The following is an 18,144-nucleotide window of genomic DNA, read 5'->3' on the forward strand; positions in this document are numbered from 1 at the left end:
GCAGAGTGAAAAAGTACCTTCCCCTGGTGTTGCTGGCAGCACTCTCCCCTGCTTTCGCCACTACCGTACAAAATCTCGATTCCGTGCCCAGCGCCATTCAACACCCGGAAGGTAAACAGATTTTTGCTGAGCAAATGGCGGGAGCAACCCCTGCCAAAGGATTTGGCGAGCTTCCACAGGGATTATCTGAGAACGCGTGGATTGCCTGGGTTGCGCCGAATGAAGATCCTGACAACCTGATCCTCACGGGTGCCAAAGCCTGGGGCAAAGACGGCAAATATATCGGTGTCGCCTGTTTCGCCGACAATCCGGCCGACGCCGGGCAGGCAAAGAAATACGCGGATAACAACTGTCCGGAAAACTACAGCAACGGGCACGCCAATAAATTATATCTCGGCGTTTTTTCCTGGCAGAACCAACAGCTAACGCCGATTGCACGCTCGGAAAAACCATTAAACCAACTCTCTGAGTGGAATAAAACCGCCGAAAAAGAGAGCGATGATGAGTCCGTCAGACCGCTGGCCTATTATACAAAACTGGATCTGGCACCGTACCGGATCGCACCCGATACGCTGGCGTTTGGGGTGCGCGGTGGATACTCTGAGGCGTATTCCGGCGGCGGCGCATTTTATGAAGTGCTGGAGCTCTATGCGATCAAAGACAACAGGATAATCAACATGTATTCCGACCTTGTTTATCAATATACGGACATCGCCGGAGAGTGGAATAAAGACGGTACAAGACAGCACGACATCAGCGAAAGTAAATATATCCTCAAAATGCGTTCGGCAAAAACGCACGGGTTTTATGATTTAGAGCGCGTAAACCTGCAGGATAAAAGCAGCCAAATATTCCGCTGGTCTGAATCGCTGCAGCAATATGCGCCATAACCAACCAGTCAGGCCTACAACGCTTAGAACGCTGTAGGCCATTGATACGGGTCAATTAACATCAGCAAACCCTCCATCAATAACTCTAACTTATTGAATGTATAAATTCTTATCTCATACATTATTTATATTCAGATTCCCCTCAAGAAAATTCACTTAAAGTGAAACGTTTTATTTCTGCTATATACGAACGACATTAGAAAGCGTAATAAAAAACAAAGATAAAAATTACCATTTTTACGACAACACGTAATAAAAGGATAAGGATGTCATGAGTGATATCGTCTATCTGATGGTTTCTGGACAACAGCAGGGTGCTATTTCTGACGGATGTGGAACCGTTGCATCCGTGGGTAACCGCTGGCAATCAGGGCACGAAGACGAGATTTTTGCTTTTTCGCTCTCTAATAGTATAACCAGTACTGGCAGAGGTTCACATTTTCACGGACTGCAATTTTGCAAACTGATAGATAAAAGCACCCCATTGTTTGTACACGCTATTAACAACAACGAGCAGTTGTATATGGAGTTTTATTTCTACCGCATCAATAGGTTCGGTAGATGGGAGAAATATTATTATATTCAACTGCGGGGAGCATTTCTATCAGCCATTCAACACCAATTCAGCGAGAATAATTTAGATACAGAAACAATAACCATCAGCTATGAATATATCCTCTGCAAACATCTTATTGCCAACACTGAGTTCAGCTACCTGGCGTTGCCCGAAAACTATAACCGCCTGTTTATCCCCCGCCCAAAAACACCCGTAGATAACGGCCTCAAAACGTTAAACAGCAAAGGGGTTGGCAGACTGCTTGCCGCTGGAGGAATCTACAACGGGAATATCGACGGTTTCAGGGAAACGGCCGAAAAGTTGGGGGGTGATGCTCCTGCGGGTTACGAGCAGGTGCTTAATGAAAAAACAATTGGACTGGGTATTGCTACTACATCTATACTCTTTGCAAGAAAGCAACTCAACCTAAAACAGTTAGAGGAATTAAATAAGGTTAAATGGGTTGATGAAAATGCAGGTATGAGTAAAAGAGCAAGAAATTATAACGATTCAGCTACTGGTGCTCGTTCCAATATTCACACTCAAAAAGGTCAAGCACCGACCATAGACAGAACCGATACAAAAAATAATAATAGGCCGGTTCGCTTTGATGGAGTTGATGGAAATATAATGATAGACAGGAAGATATCTGTAGTCACAACTCAAAAAGCTAAAGATCAAGCAGTAAGGCAGTCCAACGCACTGGAAAATAACAAAATGACAGGACGCTGGGAAGTACCTAATCAAACTCAGGCAAATCGCGCACAAAAGATGTTCGATGAATTGGGAATCAAAAATATAGAGGTGAAAATTGTTAAAGAACAGTGAAGTAAAATTAGTCAAAATCATTGTCGACATGGCTATATTTTTAGAGTTTTCGAGCCCTGATTTGCTTGATCCTGACTGCGCTATAGAAGCAATGGAAGATATTGCTGCCGAACTGCAAACCTTAAACTATGAAGATAGAGCCAACATAGCTGATATATTTAGAGATTTATCAAAAAAATATAAAGGCGATAAAGCAGAATATGTTATAAATCTTCCAGAATCATTAGGCATTATCTAATTCAACACAAAAGATTAAGGATTTCAGTTATTAATAAATAAAACTCAATTAGTTACGTATGATAATAACCACAGTAGAAATTAACTTATTGAAAGTTATGGCCGAAAAAGATATTGATTGGAACTGGATGGTTCTGGATCGTACTCTTGCTGTGAGAAAAATCCCAGGGTTTAGTAATGTTGCGAATATCGTAACCAGTCTTGTTAATAATGGATTAGTTGATATTGTCTATAATGAGGACAAATCGAGACAGCGTTATAGGGTTTCCGAAAATGGTTTTAATTTTCTCAAAGAACAGTCAGAGCCGCTTTAATGTAGAATCTATAAAAATTGTATTTAAAGCGAAGGCTTAACGCTAAGGGTTGGCGATGGTCCTGCCATATTCATCCTGACGGCGATTTAATTAGCCCTGAATGGATACCATAAAATGAAAAAAATACCGTTAGATATTTTAGAGCAAAAAGCAAAAAAAATAAGCAAGAAAACATTAGGTGATTATATATTGCCAGAAGATATATTTTCACAATTGGCATTAGGAACAATTATTGATGGCGACGACAGGGTTTTTGTTTTATTCATACCTAAAGAACGTGCAAAAGATGCAATAGACATCCTCAGAATAAGAATGAATATTTATTCAGGGGAGGGTTTTGTTGAGTATGTTGGGCTTGAGCGAAAAAAGTAGAAAGCAAAATAATAAAGTTATGCACTATAAGGGGAATGCTAATGATCTCTTACGAAGACGCCATAAACAAAGCCAATAAATATCTTTACGATGCGGATGCTCCTGTCGTTATCACACTCCATGGACGGTTTGCAGAAGGTTGGTTTTTTTGCTTCGAGTCCAGGGAATACCTTGAAACCGGAGACAACGCTGCCCGTCTGGCAGGAAACGCGCCATTCATCATCGATAAAGATAGCGGTGAAATCGTTGGTTTAGGTACTGCCTGGCCGCTGGAGAAATATTTACAAGACTACGAAGAGAGCAAAACAACTCGAAGCTAAGATTACCCAGATACGATTAACTATGATAACTGAAATTGAATTTAACGTATTGAAAGTTATGGCAGAAAAAGATATTAACTGGAACTGGATGAATCTGGATCGCACACTGTCCTTTAAAGGAATACCTGGGTTCAGCAATGTCGTTAATATTGTCAATAAATTAGCCAGTGAGGGATTGGTAAATATTGAAGATAGTGGACATAAATCCATGCCTTACTACCGCGTCGCTGAGCAAGGATACAAGCTACTGAAAAAATAACTCTGATCGAGGCTCAGCGCACGAACAACAAGCCCTCTTCAACCGAAGAGGGCCATTATCCTTAATACCTCGCCGTTAAATCATCCACAGAACGCGGGTCGGACGCGCCATACAGCGCGCCGTCCGGCCCTACCATGATGCTCTGGGTGCTGCCAATCCCTCTTTCAGCACGACTTTCTGTCCCTTCTGCTCCAGCAGTTTCAGGGTATCCGGGCTGAAGCCTTTTTCCACGCGCAGTTCATCCGGCAGCCACTGGTGATGGAAACGAGGTGCACTGGTTGCTTCATATCGAAGTTTTCCAGGAAATTGAGGATCTGCACAATATGAATCCCCCCTGAGGAAGGGATGGCATAGAGAAGATCTGATACCCTCGATAGTCGCCGCTGATGGGATTTCATATGGCACAGACTAGCCGAGTTTAATCGGGTCGGAAGATTTAGCCATATTGATATCAACCAACTCCATCAATAACCGGATATTATAAAACAGATAATAACTTATCCCCTTCGTTATTTATATTCAGATTTTCCTCCAGAAAATTCACTTAAAGTGAAACGTTTTATTTCTGCTATATACGAACGCCATCAGAAAGCGTAATAAAAACAAAAAGCAATTTACCGTTTTTATGACAGCAAGTAATAAAAGGATAAGGATGTCATGAGTGATATCGTCTATCTGATGGTTTCAGGGCAGCAGCAGGGCGCTATTTCTGACGGATGTGGAACCATTGCATCCGTGGGTAACCGCTGGCAAATCGGACACGAAGAAGAAATTTTTGCCTTTTCGCTCGCTAATAGTATAACCAGTACTGGCAAAGGTTCTCATTTGCACGGACTGCGATTTTGTAAGCTGATCGATAAAAGCACACCGTTGTTTGTTAATGCTATTAACAACAACGAGCAGTTGTATATGGAGTTTTATTTCTACCGCATCAATAGATTCGGCAGATGGGAGAAGTATTATTATATTCAACTGCGGGGAGCATTCTTATCAGGCATTAAACACCAGTTCAGCGAAAATAATTTAGATACAGAAACAATAACCATCAGCTATGAATACATCCTCTGCAAACATCTTGTTGCCAACACAGAGTTCAGCTACCTGGCGTTGCCCGAGAACTACAACCGCTTGTATATCCCCCGCCCCAAAACACCCACAGATAACAGCCTCAAAACGTTAAACAGCAAAGGGGTTGGCAGACTACTTTGCCGCCGGAGGTATCTACAACGGGAATATCGACGGCTTCAGGGAAACGGCGGAAAAGTTGGGGGGCGATGCGATTAAAGGATATGATCAAGTCCTGAATGAAAAAACGACAGGTGCGTTACTTGCAGCAGGTTCAATGTTGTTAGCCAGACGCTCTAGTTTTGATTATTATCATGAAATTACCATCTATCTTGGAAAACTAAGAGGCGAACCCAAATTACTTTCTGGCGTAATCGTAAAAGAAATAAATTACACCCGAAGAAACCCAATTGAAGCAGCAGCACTACGAAAGGAATTCGATATTAATATAAGGAAAAAATTCATAATTGACCTTGCAAAAAAACCTATTTACGCAAATAAATTTAATTCGGAAAATTTTTTAAGAATGCGTAACGGGAATATTCCTCATAACTATAGTGTTCACCATAAATTACCATTAGATGATGGAGGAACAAATAACTTTGATAATTTAGTACTAACAAAGAATGAACCCTATCACAAAATATTTACCAATATGCAATCCAATGCAACAAGAAAAATGTTACCCGGCGAAAGCAAAACAATACTCTGGGCAATCCCTTCAGGTTCAATTTACCCACTTAAGTAATATTTCAGGATTAAAGAAAAAATGAAAATTGAAGACCTCCTTGTTGAATTAAAAATCATGATGGATAACTTTGCTTACCCTATAGAAGATGCCATAAAAAGTTCATTTATTGAAAGCATCAAAAAAAGAAACTCTAAAACTGAAACATCACCGATACTCGAACAATTAGGTGATGAAGTCTACATATTATTCACTAGTCAACCTGATTATTTAACATTCTTAGAAACAATGGATGGTTTTGAGTATAACGGATTAAGGATTTCCAGTCTTTCAATACCAGAACCTTTAGTTAAGAACTTATTTCTAGTGAACGAATTTTATAGAAATAATGATGACTATATAAACCCTGATCTTGCAGAACGATTAGTCATTGGTGATGATAGTATTTCGTTATTCACCTATGATACTAAAGCCTGTCTTTTTGAAATTAGAGATAACATCGGCACTGACAATATATTTGGAACATTTAAATCCTTTACTGAATTTTTAAATGAAATATTAGACACTGTTCGCTAATAAAAACAAGGGCGCATAATGAGAAAAATACCTTTAAATATTTTAGAACAAAAAGCAAAAAAAACACGAAGCTAAGTTTACTCGTGTACGATTAACTATGATAACTGAAACAGAGCTTAACGTACTGAAAGTTATGGCTGAAAAAGATATTAACTGGAACTGGATGAATCTGGATCGCACGCTGTCTATGAAAAGAATCCCGGGATGTTAATATTGTGAATAAATTGGCTAGCGAGGGATTGGTAAATATCGAGGATAGCGAGCGGGCATAAGTCCATGCCTTACTATCGCGTATCTGAAAAAGGGTACAGGCTAATAAAGAATACAGATGCTAACAATAACGAACCATAACCACGTGAAGAATAATTCTGTTGAACCGACAAGCCCTCTTCCAGCGAAGAGGGCCATTATCCTCAATAACCCGCCGTTAAATCATCCACGGAACGCGGGTCGGACGCGCCATACAGTGCGCCATCCGGTCCAACCATAATGCTCTGCGTGCTGCCCATCGCTTCTTTCAGCGCCACTTTCTGTCCTTTTTGCTCCAGCAGCTTAATTGTATCCGGGCTGAAGCCCTTCTCAATACGAAGCTCATCCGGCAACCACTGATGATGGAAGCGCGGTGCGTTGGTCGCTTCGGCGACGTTCATCCCGAAATCAATGCTGTTGACCACCATTTGCAGCACAGTAGTGATAATTCGACTCCCGCCTGGGCTGCCGGTAACCAGCCAGGTTTTCCCATCTTTTACCACGATAGTCGGCGACATAGATGACAGCGGACGCTTCTTCGGTCCGACCGCGTTGGCATCGCCGCCTACCAGACCGTATACGTTCGGTACGCCCGGCTTGGCAGAGAAGTCGTCCATTTCATTATTGAGCAGAATGCCAGTGTTACCCGCCACAATACCGGTCCCGAAGGTGGTATTCAGGGTATAGGTCACCGCCACGGCATTGCCGTCTTTATCCACCACCGAGAAGTGAGTGGTCTGATTGCTTTCATACGGAGCGAGCTTGCCAGGTTTAATCTGGCTGGAAGGCTTAGCCTTGTTGATATCAATCTGATCGGCAAGCGTTTTAGCATAGGCTTTGTTGGTCAATGCCTGCCACGGCACTTTCACAAAATCGGGATCGCCCAGATACTCCGAGCGGTCAGCGTAGGCATACTTCTCCGCTTCAGCCATGACCTGCATGGCGTCGGCGCTGCCAAATCCGTCTTTCTTCATATCAAAGTTTTCAAGAATATTGAGGATCTGCACGATGTGAATACCGCCAGAGGAGGGCGGCGGCATGGAGAAGACCTGATACCCGCGATAGTCACCGCTAATCGGCGTACGCTCCACGGCTTTATAGCTGGCTAAGTCCTCTTTGGTCATCAGCCCGCCGTTCTTCTGCATTTCCCCGGCGATCTGATCGGCAATAGCCCCTTTATAAAACGCATCCGGGCCGCTTTCGGCAATCGTTTCCAGGCTTTTCGCCAGGTTCTTTTGCACCAGCTTATCGCCTTTTTTCAGTGGCTCGCCGTCTTTCCAGAAAATGGCTTTGCTGTTCTCGTGATTAGGGAGCACTTCACTGCCATAGGTTTTCAGATCGTCGGCCAGTGCGTCATTAACCACAAAGCCCTCTTCCGCCAGCTTCATCGCCGGACGTACCACTTTGTTCAGCGGCATCGTGCCGTATTTCTCCAGCGCCAGCGAGAAACCCGCGACGGTACCCGGCGTACCGGATGCCAGATGCGACGTCAGCGACTTTTTCGCATCGGGGTTGCCCTGCTCATCAAGGAACATGTCGCGGGTCGCGCCAGCAGGGGCCATTTCGCGAAAATCAATCGCCGTGGTGTTACCGTCTTTGGTACGCAGCAGCATAAAACCGCCACCGCCCAGATTGCCCGCCTGGGGATGCGTCACCGCCAGCGCGTAGCCAACGGCCACGGCGGCATCGACGGCATTCCCACCCTGTTTAAGAATATCCACCCCCACCTGAGTGGCAAGCGCATCCACGGAGGCCACCATCCCCTGCTGCGCACGCACGGGATGGAACACATCCTCCTCAACACCGTATGATACCGGCGGCGGTGCAGCCGGAGCGGCAGCAACGCTAAAACAACTTCCTGAGAGCAGAGCAGCAATGGCTACCCGGCGTAAAAACGTCGGTTTTATCATCGTTATTCTCCAGATGTATGGGGGTCAGCCCCCACTAAGCCTGGTGCATAACTCTGAAATAATCATCGTAACGGCGAGAAAGGAGTAAACTTAAGAGATCCCCGAGAGGAGAAAAGCGATGAAACGACTCTTACTTTTAGCCATGTTGTTGCCGTTTGCAGGCTTTGCACAGCCCATCAACACCATGAATAACCCGAATCAACCCGGTTATCAGATCCCGAGCCAGCAGCGTATGCAAACCCAAATGCAATCGCAGCAGATTCAGCAGAAAGGGATGCTCAATCAGCAGTTGCAAACGCAGACGCGTATGCAACAACAGCATATGGAAAACCAAATCAATTCCAACTCCCAGCGCGTCCTTCAGTCTCAGCCTGGCGAGTTTAATTCCAGCCAGCAGCAAATGCTGCCCAACAGCAACGGTGGGATGTTAAGTGGAACCCGTAACCCGGACAGCTCGCTGAATAAGCAACATATGCTGTCGGAGAAAAAGAACGGCGACATGCTGAAGCCCTCCAGCACGCCGCAGCCTAACGTTCCGTTAAAAACAATTGGGCCTTAACAGGGCTGGAATTCCGGACCAATCGTATCAATGGCATCGGTACAGATGCAGTCCACTCCCCAGCGTAGCAGTTCCGCCGCGCGCTGGGGTCGGTTGACGGTATACACCAGAATACGCAGCCCTGCGTCGCGCAGCGCATCCACGCGCGCTTCATCCAGCAGCTTGTGATTAAGATGAATAGAGACGCAGCCCAGCCGCGTTGTCAGCTCACGCCAGTCCTCGCGCCACTCATCAAGCAGTAAGCCTCTCGGCAGTTCAGGCGCCGCCTGCTGCGCCGCTTCAAGCGCGTCAATTTCAAAGGATGACAACAGCGGTGGTGTCATTCCCGCCCACAGTTCCCGAGCGGCCAGCGCTACGGCTTTGCCGGTTAACGTTCCGGTGCCGGTGGTGGGTTTAATTTCAATATTCGCCATCATACCGTGCTGACGGCAGCGCTCGGCCACTTGCGAGAGCAGCGGTAGCGGTTCGCCTTTAAACTCACCGCTAAACCAGCCGCCGGCGTCCACGCGCAATAAATCCTGCCAGTTCAGCTCGCCTGCCACGCCCCAACCATTGCTGGTGCGTTCCAGGTTGTCGTCATGCAGCAAGAAGATCTCACCGTCTTTCGACAATTTAGCGTCAAACTCAATCATGGTATGCCCGTATCGCGCCCCCATGTCGATCGCCGCCAGGGTGTTTTCCGGTGCCAGCTTACCGCCGCCGCGATGGGCGACGATATGGGGGTAAGGCCAGTTACTCATACGCGTTGTCCTGTTTCGCCATCAAAAAGATGCAGATGATTTTCTGGCAGATGCAGCCACAGCGTGCTGCCTGCCGTCGGGCGATGCTGATGCGCCAGTCGCACCACCAGCTTTTGCTCACCCCAACGTCCGTGTGCCAGGTTATCCGCTCCCAGCATTTCCAGCGTGTCGACGACCAACGGCACGCCGCCTTCGGCCTGCGAGCTTAGCGCAATATGCTCCGGGCGGATACCCAACGTCATGTTACGCCCACCAGACTCCCTCGCGCTTCTGCCGAGGGGCAACGTCATGCCGTCATCCAGCTCAAAATGGGTGCCCGAGGCGCTGATGCGCCCGTCCAGCAGATTCATCGCCGGGCTGCCGATAAAACTCGCCACAAAGCGGCTGGCAGGCTTTTCATATACCTCAACCGGCGTGCCGATCTGCTCGGCAATGCCTTTGTTCATCACCATCACCCGCTGGGCGAGGGTCATCGCTTCAACCTGATCGTGCGTCACATACAGTGAGGTGGTTTTCAGTCGGCGATGCAGATGTTGTAACTCCAGACGCATCTGTACGCGCAGCTTGGCATCGAGGTTAGACAGCGGCTCATCAAACAGGAATACCGCTGGGTCACGGACAATCGCCCGCCCCATCGCCACACGCTGGCGCTGACCGCCGGAAAGCTCGCGCGGACGACGCTTGAGCAGTTCACCCAGCTCGAGAATACGCGCCGCCTCTTTCACCCGTTCGGCAATATGCTCCTTGCCCATCCCACGGATTTTCAGCCCCCAGGCCATATTTTCTTCCACGCTCATATGTGGGTAGAGCGCGTAGTTCTGAAAGACCATCGCAATGCCGCGATCCTTAGGCTCCATTTCGGTGACGCGTTTATTATCAATCCAGATATCGCCGCCGCTCACCCGTTCAAGCCCGGCCACCATCCGTAGCAGCGTTGACTTACCGCAGCCGGATGGGCCAACCATCACGATAAATTCTCCGTCCGCGACATCCAGCGTCAGCGGTTTAATCACCTGGGTTTTGCCGTCCCAGCTTTTGGTTACTGCCTGTAGTTTTAAACCAGCCATTTTTATTTCTCACTATCGACCAGGCCACGTACGAAGGCACGCTGCATGGCTAACACGATGATTACCGGAGGGATGAGCGTCAGCAGCATGGCTGCCATTACCTGGTTCCACTGCGTGGTGCCTTCACCAGTAGCAATCATGCCTTTGATACCTGCCACCGCAGTGCCCAAATTGACATCGGTAATAATTAACAACGGCCACAAATACTGGTTCCAGCCGTAGATAAAGGTGATCACAAACAGCGCCGCCAGATTGGTTTTTGACAGCGGTAGTACAATATCGCGGAAAAAACGCATCGGTGACGCACCGTCAATACGCGCCGCCTCAACCAGTTCATCCGGCAGGGTCATAAAAAACTGCCGGAACAGGAACGTCGCAGTCGCCGATGCCATTAACGGCAGCGTCAGACCCGCATAGCTGTCGAGCATTTTCAGGTTGGCGATCACTTCCACCGTCGGGAAAATACGCACCTCTACCGGCAGCATCAGCGTGATAAAAATCATCCAGAAGAACAGGTTACGCAGTGGAAAGCGGAACCAGACGATGGCGAATGCGGAGAGCATAGAGACGGTGATTTTCCCTACCGTAATACTGAACGCCATGATGAAACTGTTGAGCATCATCAGCCAGAACGGCGCGCTGTTAACGCCCACGCCGTTGACCCAGATGTATTTCATGTTTTCCAGCAGCTGTGTGCCGGGAACCAGCGTCATCGGCGTTTCAAAGACTGCTTTGTTATCCAGCGTCGCCGCGACAAACGCGACGTACAGCGGAAACAGGATCACCATGATCCCCATAATCAACATGGCATGGCTGAATATTGTCAGCCCACGACGATTCTCAATCATTGGTAACGCACCTTACTTTCCACATAGCGGAACTGCACCACCGTCAAAATAATGACCAGGAACATCAGCACTACCGATTGGGCGGCCGAGGCGGAGAGATCCAGCCCGACAAAGCCTTCGCGATAGATCTTATAAATCAACGTAGTGGTCGCCTGTACCGGCCCACCCGCCGTGGCGGCATCGATCACCGGGAAGGTATCAAAGAAGGCATAAACCAGATTCACCACCAGCAGAAAGAAGCTGACCGGTGCAATCAGCGGCAGCGCCAGCTTAAAGAAGCGGCGAACCGGTCCCGCACCATCAATCGCGGCGGCTTCAATCAGCGACCGCGGAATAGACTGTAGTGCGGCAAAGAAGAACAGGAAGTTGTAACTAATCTGCTTCCAGACCGACGCAAACACCACCAGAAACATCGCCTGACCGCTGTTTTGCGCATGGTTCCAGTCATAGCCAAACTCACCGAGAAAATGGGTAATCAGCCCGCGCCCTGGGTTAAACAGGAAGATCCACAATACGGCGGCGACGGCGGGCGCAACGGCGTAAGGCAACAGCATCAGCGTCTGGTAAAAACGGCTGCCGCGCACCACGTAATTTACCAGCGCCGCAAAAAATAACGACACCAGCAAACCGCTTACCGTGACTAACGTACTGAACTTAATGGTGGTCCAGAATGAATCAAGGTAGTACGGGTCATGAAACAGCGCGATAAAGTTTTCCAGTCCGACAAACTGGCTAGAAAGACCAAACGGATCAACGGATTGTAGTGAGTACCACAGCGCTTCACCGGCGGGCCAGATAAAGAAAATAACGGTGATAACCAACTGCGGGGCCACCAGCAAATAGGGAAGCCAGCGCGAGCGGAACACCGGACGGGATGAAGACATGTAGGTTCTTTTCCTGGAAGGTGCCAGATTGCGGTGCACACACCGTATCCGGCCTACAAACTACACGCATTTGTAGGCCGGGTAAGTCGCAGCCGCCACCCGGCATTTCACATTACGATTTAGTCGATTGCTCAAAGCGGCGCAGTAACTGATTGCCACGCTCAACGGCAGCATCCAGCGCCTGCTGCGGGGTTTTCTTCCCGGTCCAGACGCTTTCCAGTTCTTCATCTACGATGGTGCGGATCTGCGGCATGTTGCCCAGACGCAACCCTTTGGTGAACGGCAACGGTGGCTTGTTCAGCATCTGGCGGGTGGCGATATCAGCCCCAGGGTTCTTATCATAGAAGCCCTGCTCGCGGGTCAAGTCGTACGCGGCGGTGGTAATGGGCAGGTAGCCGGTCTTCTGGTGCCATTCGGCAGCAATTTCAGGCTTCGCCAGGAAGTTGAGGAACTGCGCCACGCCTTCGTAGGTTGCTTTGTCTTTACCCTGCATCACCCACAGGCTGGCTCCCCCGATAATCGCGTTCTGCGGCGCGCCCTTCACATCGGCATCGTACGGCATCATGCCGACGCCATAGTTGAATTTGGCGTAGTGGCGGATGTCAGCCAGAGAACCGGAAGAGGCGGTGGTAATGGCACAATCCCCGTTATAGAACTTCTCGGTAGACTCGTCTTTACGCCCGAAGTAGCTGAAATCCCCTTTTTTGTTCAACTCTTCCAGCAGGGCGATATGTTTCACCTGTTCCGGTTTATTGAATTCCAGCACCGCGTCAGTACCGTCAAAGCCGTTGTTTTTGGTAGCCACCGGCAGACCATTCCAGGCGCTGAAGTTTTCAATCTGAATCCATCCCTGCCAGCCGCTGGCGTAGCCGCACTTCATGCCTGCTGCTTTCAGCTTCGCGGTGTATTCCGCCAGATCCTGCCAGGTTTTTGGCGGCTGCTCAGGGTCTAAACCGGCTTTTTTGAAGGCATCTTTGTTGTAGTACAGCACCGGCGTGGAGCTGTTAAACGGCTGGGAGAGTAAGTGTCCGCTTTTAGAGTCGGTGTAATAACCGGAAACCGTCGGCACGAACTGAGACTCATCGAAGTTAATACCAGCCTCTTTGAATACTTCATAGACCGGTTTAATGGCTTTCGAGGCCATCATCGTTGCCGTGCCCACTTCATAAACCTGTAGTAACGCAGGTGCGTTTCCGGTACGGAAAGCCGCAATACCTGCGCTCAGGCTCTGCTCGTAGTTGCCTTTGTACTGCGGAACAATTTTGTAGTCGGGATTGGCGGCATTAAAACGTTGCGCCAGTGAATCAACTTCTTTACCCAGTTCACCTTCCATTGAGTGCCAGAACGGGATAGTAGTGACGGCCAGAGCCTGACCTGCAAACGCCAGGCTAAGTGCCAGTCCTAAAGCTGTATGTCGTAACGATATCATCGGTTATCTCTCTTGTTGTGCCGGATGCGCGATATCACGCGTTTTATGCTCGCGGGGGTAACATGACATGCTCGAATGACAGAAAAATAACTTTTTTATTACAAAAAAAAGATAGTAAGGCGACAAACAGATGGCAAGGCGGTGAAAGCGTAGTGACAGGAAAATGCGGGGTGGTGCACAACAAAGCCGGGTAACGCTATGTCTTACCCGGCCAGGATGACGTTATCTGTTGCAGCCAGCAAGGAACATTAATCTTTACGCCAGCGTCGTTCATATTCATTCTGTAAACGCTGCTGTTCCCGCCGCTCACGTTCGCGCTGAATATCCGATTTCTCATCTTCCCAGCCCGGGCAGACAGAGGAGGTGACCACTTCACAAGGCGAGCTGGACTGCGCCAACGAGTTGTCCGGTTTCTCTTCCCAGATTGAAGGGTCGCGCGGGTCGAACGCAGGCGGTGCTAAGGCCAGGGTATTTGATGAAAGCGTCAAAAACAAACCGCCAATCATCATGCAGATACCGGAACGTATCATCCTTTCTCCATGTTCACTTTTATTATTGATAACTATTCTCAATAATAACATAGAGCAATAAAAAGGGGCCATATCAGGCCCCCTTGTCAATTCAGAGAATGTTAACCGCCCAGATACGCGCTGCGCACTGCTTCGTTAGCCAGTAACGCATCACCGGTGTCTTCCAGCACCACATGACCGTTTTCCAGCACGTAGCCGCGATCGGCGAGCTTCAGCGCCTGGTTAGCGTTCTGTTCGACGAGGAAGATTGTCATCCCCTGCTCGCGCAGTTGTTCGATGGTGTTGAAGATCTGCTGGATGATAATCGGCGCCAGACCCAGCGACGGCTCATCAAGCAGCAGCAGCCGCGGCTGACTCATCAGCGCACGGCCTATCGCCAGCATCTGCTGTTCACCGCCGGACATCGTGCCCGCACGCTGAATTCGACGTTCATGCAGGCGGGGAAACAGGCCATACACCCACTTGATGCGTTCCTGAAACTGGTCCTTTTCGGCAAAGAAGCCGCCCATCGCCAGGTTCTCTTCCACCGTCATGCGGGAAAACACGCGACGCCCTTCCGGAACAATCGCTACCGCTTCGCGCATGATTTTCGCCGTCTGCCAGTCGGTAATGTCTTTACCATCAAAGACAATTCGCCCACTTGTCGCTCGCGGATCGCCGCACAGCGTACCAAGCAGCGTGGTTTTTCCCGCGCCGTTGGCGCCGATAAGCGTCACGATTTCACCCTGATTGATATACAAGCTGACGTCGTGCAGCGCCTGTATCTTGCCGTAGTGGGCGCTGACTTTGTCAAAGGACAACATGACTTTTTCCATATTATGCGTCACCACCATTATGCTTCACCTAAATAGGCGCGGATCACGTCCGGGTTGTTACGAATCTGTTCCGGCGTCCCGTTCGCCAGCGGCGTGCCCTGATTCACCACGTAAATACGGTCGGAAATACCCATCACCAGCTTCATGTCGTGCTCAATCAACAAAATAGTGGTGTTGTGATGGTTACGCAGTTCAGCAATCAGCTCGTCCAGCTCTTTGGTCTCTTTCGGGTTGAGGCCTGCGGCGGGTTCGTCGAGCATCAGGATTTCCGGCTGGGTCACCATGCAACGTGCAATCTCCAGACGGCGCTGGTCGCCGTAGGCCAGGTTACTGGCCTGACGGTTGGCGTGCTCCAGCAAACCAATACGCTCCAGCCAGGTGGCGGCGCGATCCAACGCTTCACTCTGCGCGCGACGGAACGACGGGGTTTTCAACAGGCCGGAGAAGACGCCGGTTTTCAGCTGCTGATGTTGCGCCACCAGCAGGTTTTCAATCACCGTCATTTCGCGAAACAGACGCACGTGCTGGAAAGTACGCACCACACCCATCCGCGCAATTTGCTGACCCGGCAGCCCTTCCAGATGCTGGTCGCGCAGTTTAATCGTCCCACCCGTCGGCTTATAAAAACCGGTCAGACAGTTAAAGACCGTGGTTTTTCCCGCGCCGTTTGGCCCGATTAACGAGACGATCTCCTGTGGTCTCAGCTCCAGTTCAACGTTGTTTACCGCCAGCAGACCGCCGAAGCGCATCATCAGGCCGTTGACGGATAATAATGGCTGACTCATGCCTGCTCTCCTTTTGCTTCCCCGTTTTTCAGCTTCAACTGCGGACGGGTCATCGGCAACAAGCCCTGCGGACGCCAGATCATCATCAGTACCATTAAACCACCCAGCATTAACATGCTGTATTCATTGAAATCACGCATCAGCTCGCGTGACACCACCAGCAGGATGGCCGCGAGGATCACTGCGAACTGTGAGCCCATTCCGCCCAGTACCACAATCGCCAGCACAAAGGCCGACTCGGCAAAGGTGAAGGATTCCGGGCTGACAAAACCCTGACGCGCGGCAAACAACGTACCGGCAAAACCGGCAAACGCGGCGCTGATGGTAAAAGCGGTCAGCTTGATACGCGTAGGGTTTAAGCCCAACGAGCGACAGGCAATTTCATCTTCGCGCAGCGCTTCCCACGCACGACCCAACGGCATACGCAGCAGACGGTTGATGACAAACAGCGAGAAGACCACCAGCAGCAGCGCCACCAGATAAAGGAAAATAACGCGGTCAGAGGGATCGTACTTCACGTTAAAGAAGTTGCTGAAGGTATCCCAGCCACCTTCACGGGCAGTACGGCTGAACTCCAGACCGAAAAAGGTCGGTTTCGGGATCTGGCTGATACCGTTCGGGCCACCGGTCACTTCGGTGTTGTTGAGCAGCAGGATACGGACGATTTCGCCGAAGCCTAAAGTCACAATCGCCAGATAGTCACCGCGCAGGCGCAGTACCGGGAAGCCGAGCATAAAGCCCGCAGCAGCGGAAACCAGCCCCGCCAGCGGCAGACAGGTCCAGAAGCCGAGTCCGTAATAGTGGTTCAGCAGCGCGAAGGTGTAAGCACCGATGGCATAGAAGCCGCCGTAGCCCAGCACCAGCAGACCGGAAAGCCCCACCACCACGTTTAAGCCGAGGCCGAGGATGATATAAATCATCGTCAGCGTGGCAATATCAACCGTACCGCGCGACACCATAAACGGCCACGCCACGGCAATCACCAGCAGCGCCACCAGGAACAGCTTCTGTTTAACGGTGGAGCCATCAATCGCCGGCAGAATAAACTTCGGTCCGGAGACGCTCTTCAAGCCCTTCTGGAAAGCTGGACGCAACAGTTGGAAGAGAAAAACCACGCCAGTGCCGATAAACACCCACTGCCAGCGGATATCCGCGGCGGTATCCACCACCAGTTTGGTGCCGTCAAGCTCCAACTGGACACCCATAAAGACGCCCGCCAGGATGAAGAACATAGCGGCAGAGAGCAGCGCCATTGCAAAATGCATCGGTTTCATACTTTCTCTACCTCCGGGCGACCCAGAATACCGGTCGGCATCACCAGCAGCACCAGAATCAGCAACGCGAATGAAACCACGTCTTTGTATTCGGTACTCAGATAAGCAGAGGAGAGCGCTTCCGCGACCCCCAGAATCAGGCCGCCGATCATCGCCCCAGGAATGCTGCCGATGCCGCCCAGTACCGCCGCGGTAAAGGCTTTCATCCCGGCCATAAAGCCGATATAGGGGTTAATTACGCCGTAGAACTGGCCGAGCAGTACGCCCGCTACCGCCGCCATTGCCGCGCCAATCACAAAGGTCAGTGCAATCACGCGATCGGTATTTATGCCGAGCAGGCTGGCCATTTTCAGGTCTTCCGCGCAGGCACGGCAGGCACGGCCCATACGGGAGTAACGGATAAACAGCGTCAGCGCCAGCATCGCCAGGAAGGTTACAATCCAGATAACCAGCTGCATGGTGGTGATGGAAGCAGAGAAGTTTTCGCTACTGCCGACGGTCCACTGGCCGTTAAACAGGCTGGGCAACGCCACATCGCGCGAACCTTCCGTCAGGCTGACGTAGTTTTGCAAGAAGATGGACATCCCGATAGCGGAAATCAGCGCGATCAGGCGCTTAGAGCTGCGCACGGGCCGATACGCTACGCGTTCAATGCTCCAGCCGTAGGCGCTGGCAATCACAATCGCGCCGACAAAGCCCGCCGCGACCAGTAGCCAGCTGGAATCAATACCCATCATCATTAGCGCAGCGATGATCATAAAGGAGACATAGCTGCCGATCATATACACCTCGCCGTGGGCGAAGTTGATCATGCCGATAATGCCGTACACCATCGTGTAACCGATAGCGATCAGCGCGTAGGTGCTTCCCAGCGTGACGCCGTTAAACATCTGCTGCAAGAAATAGAGGAACTGCTCGGACATAAGGTAACCTTTCTTAACCCGCCCGT

Annotated in this window: 20 protein-coding genes and 3 pseudogenes; 11 read left to right on the top strand and 12 right to left on the bottom strand. The window is 49.8% G+C overall.

Annotation, left to right across the window (positions count from 1 at the left end; all coding sequences use genetic code 11):
• The first annotated feature begins 5 nt into the window (after window positions 1–5).
• From HV334_RS22995 to HV334_RS23025, 7 genes are all read left to right on the top strand, one after another.
• Window positions 6–890 carry a hypothetical protein gene (locus HV334_RS22995; RefSeq protein ID WP_181220937.1) on the top strand — a complete coding sequence of 295 codons (885 nt, stop codon included), beginning with the start codon at window positions 6–8 and terminating at the stop codon, window positions 888–890.
• A 271-nt stretch (window positions 891–1,161) separates the two neighbouring features.
• Window positions 1,162–2,274: a type VI secretion system tube protein TssD gene (gene tssD, locus HV334_RS25410; protein ID WP_249415040.1), complete on the top strand. Its 1,113-nt coding sequence runs from the start codon at window positions 1,162–1,164 to the stop codon at window positions 2,272–2,274.
• Window positions 2,258–2,512, top strand: a complete 255-nt coding sequence (locus HV334_RS23005) for a hypothetical protein (protein WP_047408126.1) — start codon at window positions 2,258–2,260, stop codon at window positions 2,510–2,512. Before tssD (HV334_RS25410) ends, HV334_RS23005 begins: the two co-directional genes overlap by 17 nt.
• 58 nt (window positions 2,513–2,570) lie before the next feature.
• On the top strand, window positions 2,571–2,825 hold the full coding sequence (locus HV334_RS23010; RefSeq protein ID WP_181220938.1) for a MarR family transcriptional regulator: 255 nt from the start codon (window positions 2,571–2,573) through the stop codon (window positions 2,823–2,825).
• 114 nt (window positions 2,826–2,939) lie between these two features.
• Window positions 2,940–3,197, top strand: a complete 258-nt coding sequence (locus HV334_RS23015) for a hypothetical protein (protein WP_181220939.1) — start codon at window positions 2,940–2,942, stop codon at window positions 3,195–3,197.
• A 41-nt stretch (window positions 3,198–3,238) separates the two neighbouring features.
• Window positions 3,239–3,517 (top strand): YrhB domain-containing protein, encoded by a 279-nt coding sequence (locus HV334_RS23020; RefSeq protein WP_181220940.1) that lies wholly within the window; start codon window positions 3,239–3,241, stop codon window positions 3,515–3,517.
• Between the two features lie 22 nt (window positions 3,518–3,539).
• Complete coding sequence (locus tag HV334_RS23025; RefSeq protein ID WP_181220941.1) at window positions 3,540–3,776, top strand: MarR family transcriptional regulator; 237 nt, start codon at window positions 3,540–3,542, stop codon at window positions 3,774–3,776.
• Window positions 3,777–3,837: 61 nt separating this feature from the next.
• Here HV334_RS23025 and HV334_RS23030 read toward each other — a convergent pair.
• Window positions 3,838–4,061 (bottom strand): annotated as a pseudogene (locus HV334_RS23030) (gamma-glutamyltransferase); the annotation flags it as partial.
• 372 nt (window positions 4,062–4,433) lie between these two features.
• Here HV334_RS23030 and tssD (HV334_RS23035) point away from each other — a divergent pair.
• The 3 genes and pseudogenes from tssD (HV334_RS23035) to HV334_RS25415 all read left to right on the top strand — a co-directional run bounded on the left by tssD (HV334_RS23035) (window position 4,434) and on the right by HV334_RS25415 (window position 6,456).
• Window positions 4,434–5,589 (top strand): annotated as a pseudogene (tssD, locus tag HV334_RS23035) (type VI secretion system tube protein TssD).
• A gap of 21 nt (window positions 5,590–5,610) precedes the next feature.
• Window positions 5,611–6,105 (top strand): YrhA family protein, encoded by a 495-nt coding sequence (locus HV334_RS23040; RefSeq protein WP_181220942.1) that lies wholly within the window; start codon window positions 5,611–5,613, stop codon window positions 6,103–6,105.
• A 97-nt stretch (window positions 6,106–6,202) separates the two neighbouring features.
• Window positions 6,203–6,456: pseudogene (locus HV334_RS25415) on the top strand (MarR family transcriptional regulator).
• A gap of 62 nt (window positions 6,457–6,518) precedes the next feature.
• Here the strand turns inward: HV334_RS25415 and ggt are convergent.
• Entirely contained in the window at window positions 6,519–8,264 is a 1,746-nt protein-coding gene (gene ggt / locus HV334_RS23045) for a gamma-glutamyltransferase (RefSeq protein ID WP_181220943.1), read from the bottom strand.
• 118 nt (window positions 8,265–8,382) lie between these two features.
• Between ggt and HV334_RS23050 the strand changes: the two genes are divergently transcribed.
• Window positions 8,383–8,823 (top strand): DUF2756 family protein, encoded by a 441-nt coding sequence (locus tag HV334_RS23050; protein WP_016157658.1) that lies wholly within the window; start codon window positions 8,383–8,385, stop codon window positions 8,821–8,823.
• Here HV334_RS23050 and ugpQ read toward each other — a convergent pair.
• From ugpQ to livH, 10 genes are all read right to left on the bottom strand, one after another.
• Window positions 8,820–9,563 carry a glycerophosphodiester phosphodiesterase gene (ugpQ, locus tag HV334_RS23055; RefSeq protein WP_181220944.1) on the bottom strand — a complete coding sequence of 248 codons (744 nt, stop codon included), beginning with the start codon at window positions 9,561–9,563 and terminating at the stop codon, window positions 8,820–8,822. The genes HV334_RS23050 and ugpQ overlap by 4 nt on opposite strands.
• The gene (locus HV334_RS23060) at window positions 9,560–10,630 is read right to left on the bottom strand and encodes a sn-glycerol-3-phosphate import ATP-binding protein UgpC (protein ID WP_016154829.1); all 1,071 of its coding nucleotides are present in this window, start codon (window positions 10,628–10,630) and stop codon (window positions 9,560–9,562) included. Before HV334_RS23060 ends, ugpQ begins: the two co-directional genes overlap by 4 nt.
• Before the next feature lie 2 nt (window positions 10,631–10,632).
• On the bottom strand, window positions 10,633–11,478 hold the full coding sequence (ugpE, locus tag HV334_RS23065) for a sn-glycerol-3-phosphate ABC transporter permease UgpE (protein ID WP_003023450.1): 846 nt from the start codon (window positions 11,476–11,478) through the stop codon (window positions 10,633–10,635).
• Complete coding sequence (gene ugpA / locus HV334_RS23070) at window positions 11,475–12,362, bottom strand: sn-glycerol-3-phosphate ABC transporter permease UgpA (RefSeq protein WP_016154830.1); 888 nt, start codon at window positions 12,360–12,362, stop codon at window positions 11,475–11,477. The genes ugpE and ugpA overlap by 4 nt, the downstream gene beginning before the upstream one ends.
• 112 nt (window positions 12,363–12,474) lie before the next feature.
• Window positions 12,475–13,791: a sn-glycerol-3-phosphate ABC transporter substrate-binding protein UgpB gene (gene ugpB, locus HV334_RS23075; RefSeq protein ID WP_016154831.1), complete on the bottom strand. Its 1,317-nt coding sequence runs from the start codon at window positions 13,789–13,791 to the stop codon at window positions 12,475–12,477.
• 248 nt (window positions 13,792–14,039) lie between these two features.
• On the bottom strand, window positions 14,040–14,321 hold the full coding sequence (locus HV334_RS23080) for a hypothetical protein (RefSeq protein WP_181220945.1): 282 nt from the start codon (window positions 14,319–14,321) through the stop codon (window positions 14,040–14,042).
• Between the two features lie 101 nt (window positions 14,322–14,422).
• Window positions 14,423–15,136, bottom strand: coding sequence for a high-affinity branched-chain amino acid ABC transporter ATP-binding protein LivF (gene livF, locus HV334_RS23085; RefSeq protein ID WP_181221940.1), 714 nt, complete (start codon window positions 15,134–15,136; stop codon window positions 14,423–14,425).
• A gap of 17 nt (window positions 15,137–15,153) precedes the next feature.
• Complete coding sequence (livG, locus tag HV334_RS23090; RefSeq protein WP_003023438.1) at window positions 15,154–15,921, bottom strand: high-affinity branched-chain amino acid ABC transporter ATP-binding protein LivG; 768 nt, start codon at window positions 15,919–15,921, stop codon at window positions 15,154–15,156.
• On the bottom strand, window positions 15,918–17,195 hold the full coding sequence (gene livM, locus HV334_RS23095; RefSeq protein WP_016154835.1) for a branched chain amino acid ABC transporter permease LivM: 1,278 nt from the start codon (window positions 17,193–17,195) through the stop codon (window positions 15,918–15,920). Before livM ends, livG begins: the two co-directional genes overlap by 4 nt.
• Window positions 17,192–18,118, bottom strand: a complete 927-nt coding sequence (gene livH / locus HV334_RS23100) for a high-affinity branched-chain amino acid ABC transporter permease LivH (RefSeq protein ID WP_003023435.1) — start codon at window positions 18,116–18,118, stop codon at window positions 17,192–17,194. The genes livM and livH overlap by 4 nt, the downstream gene beginning before the upstream one ends.
• Window positions 18,119–18,144: the final 26 nt, after the last annotated feature.

Origin of the sequence: Citrobacter sp. RHBSTW-00944, assembly GCF_013615435.1 — a bacterium.
Lineage (GTDB): Bacteria > Pseudomonadota > Gammaproteobacteria > Enterobacterales > Enterobacteriaceae > Citrobacter > Citrobacter braakii.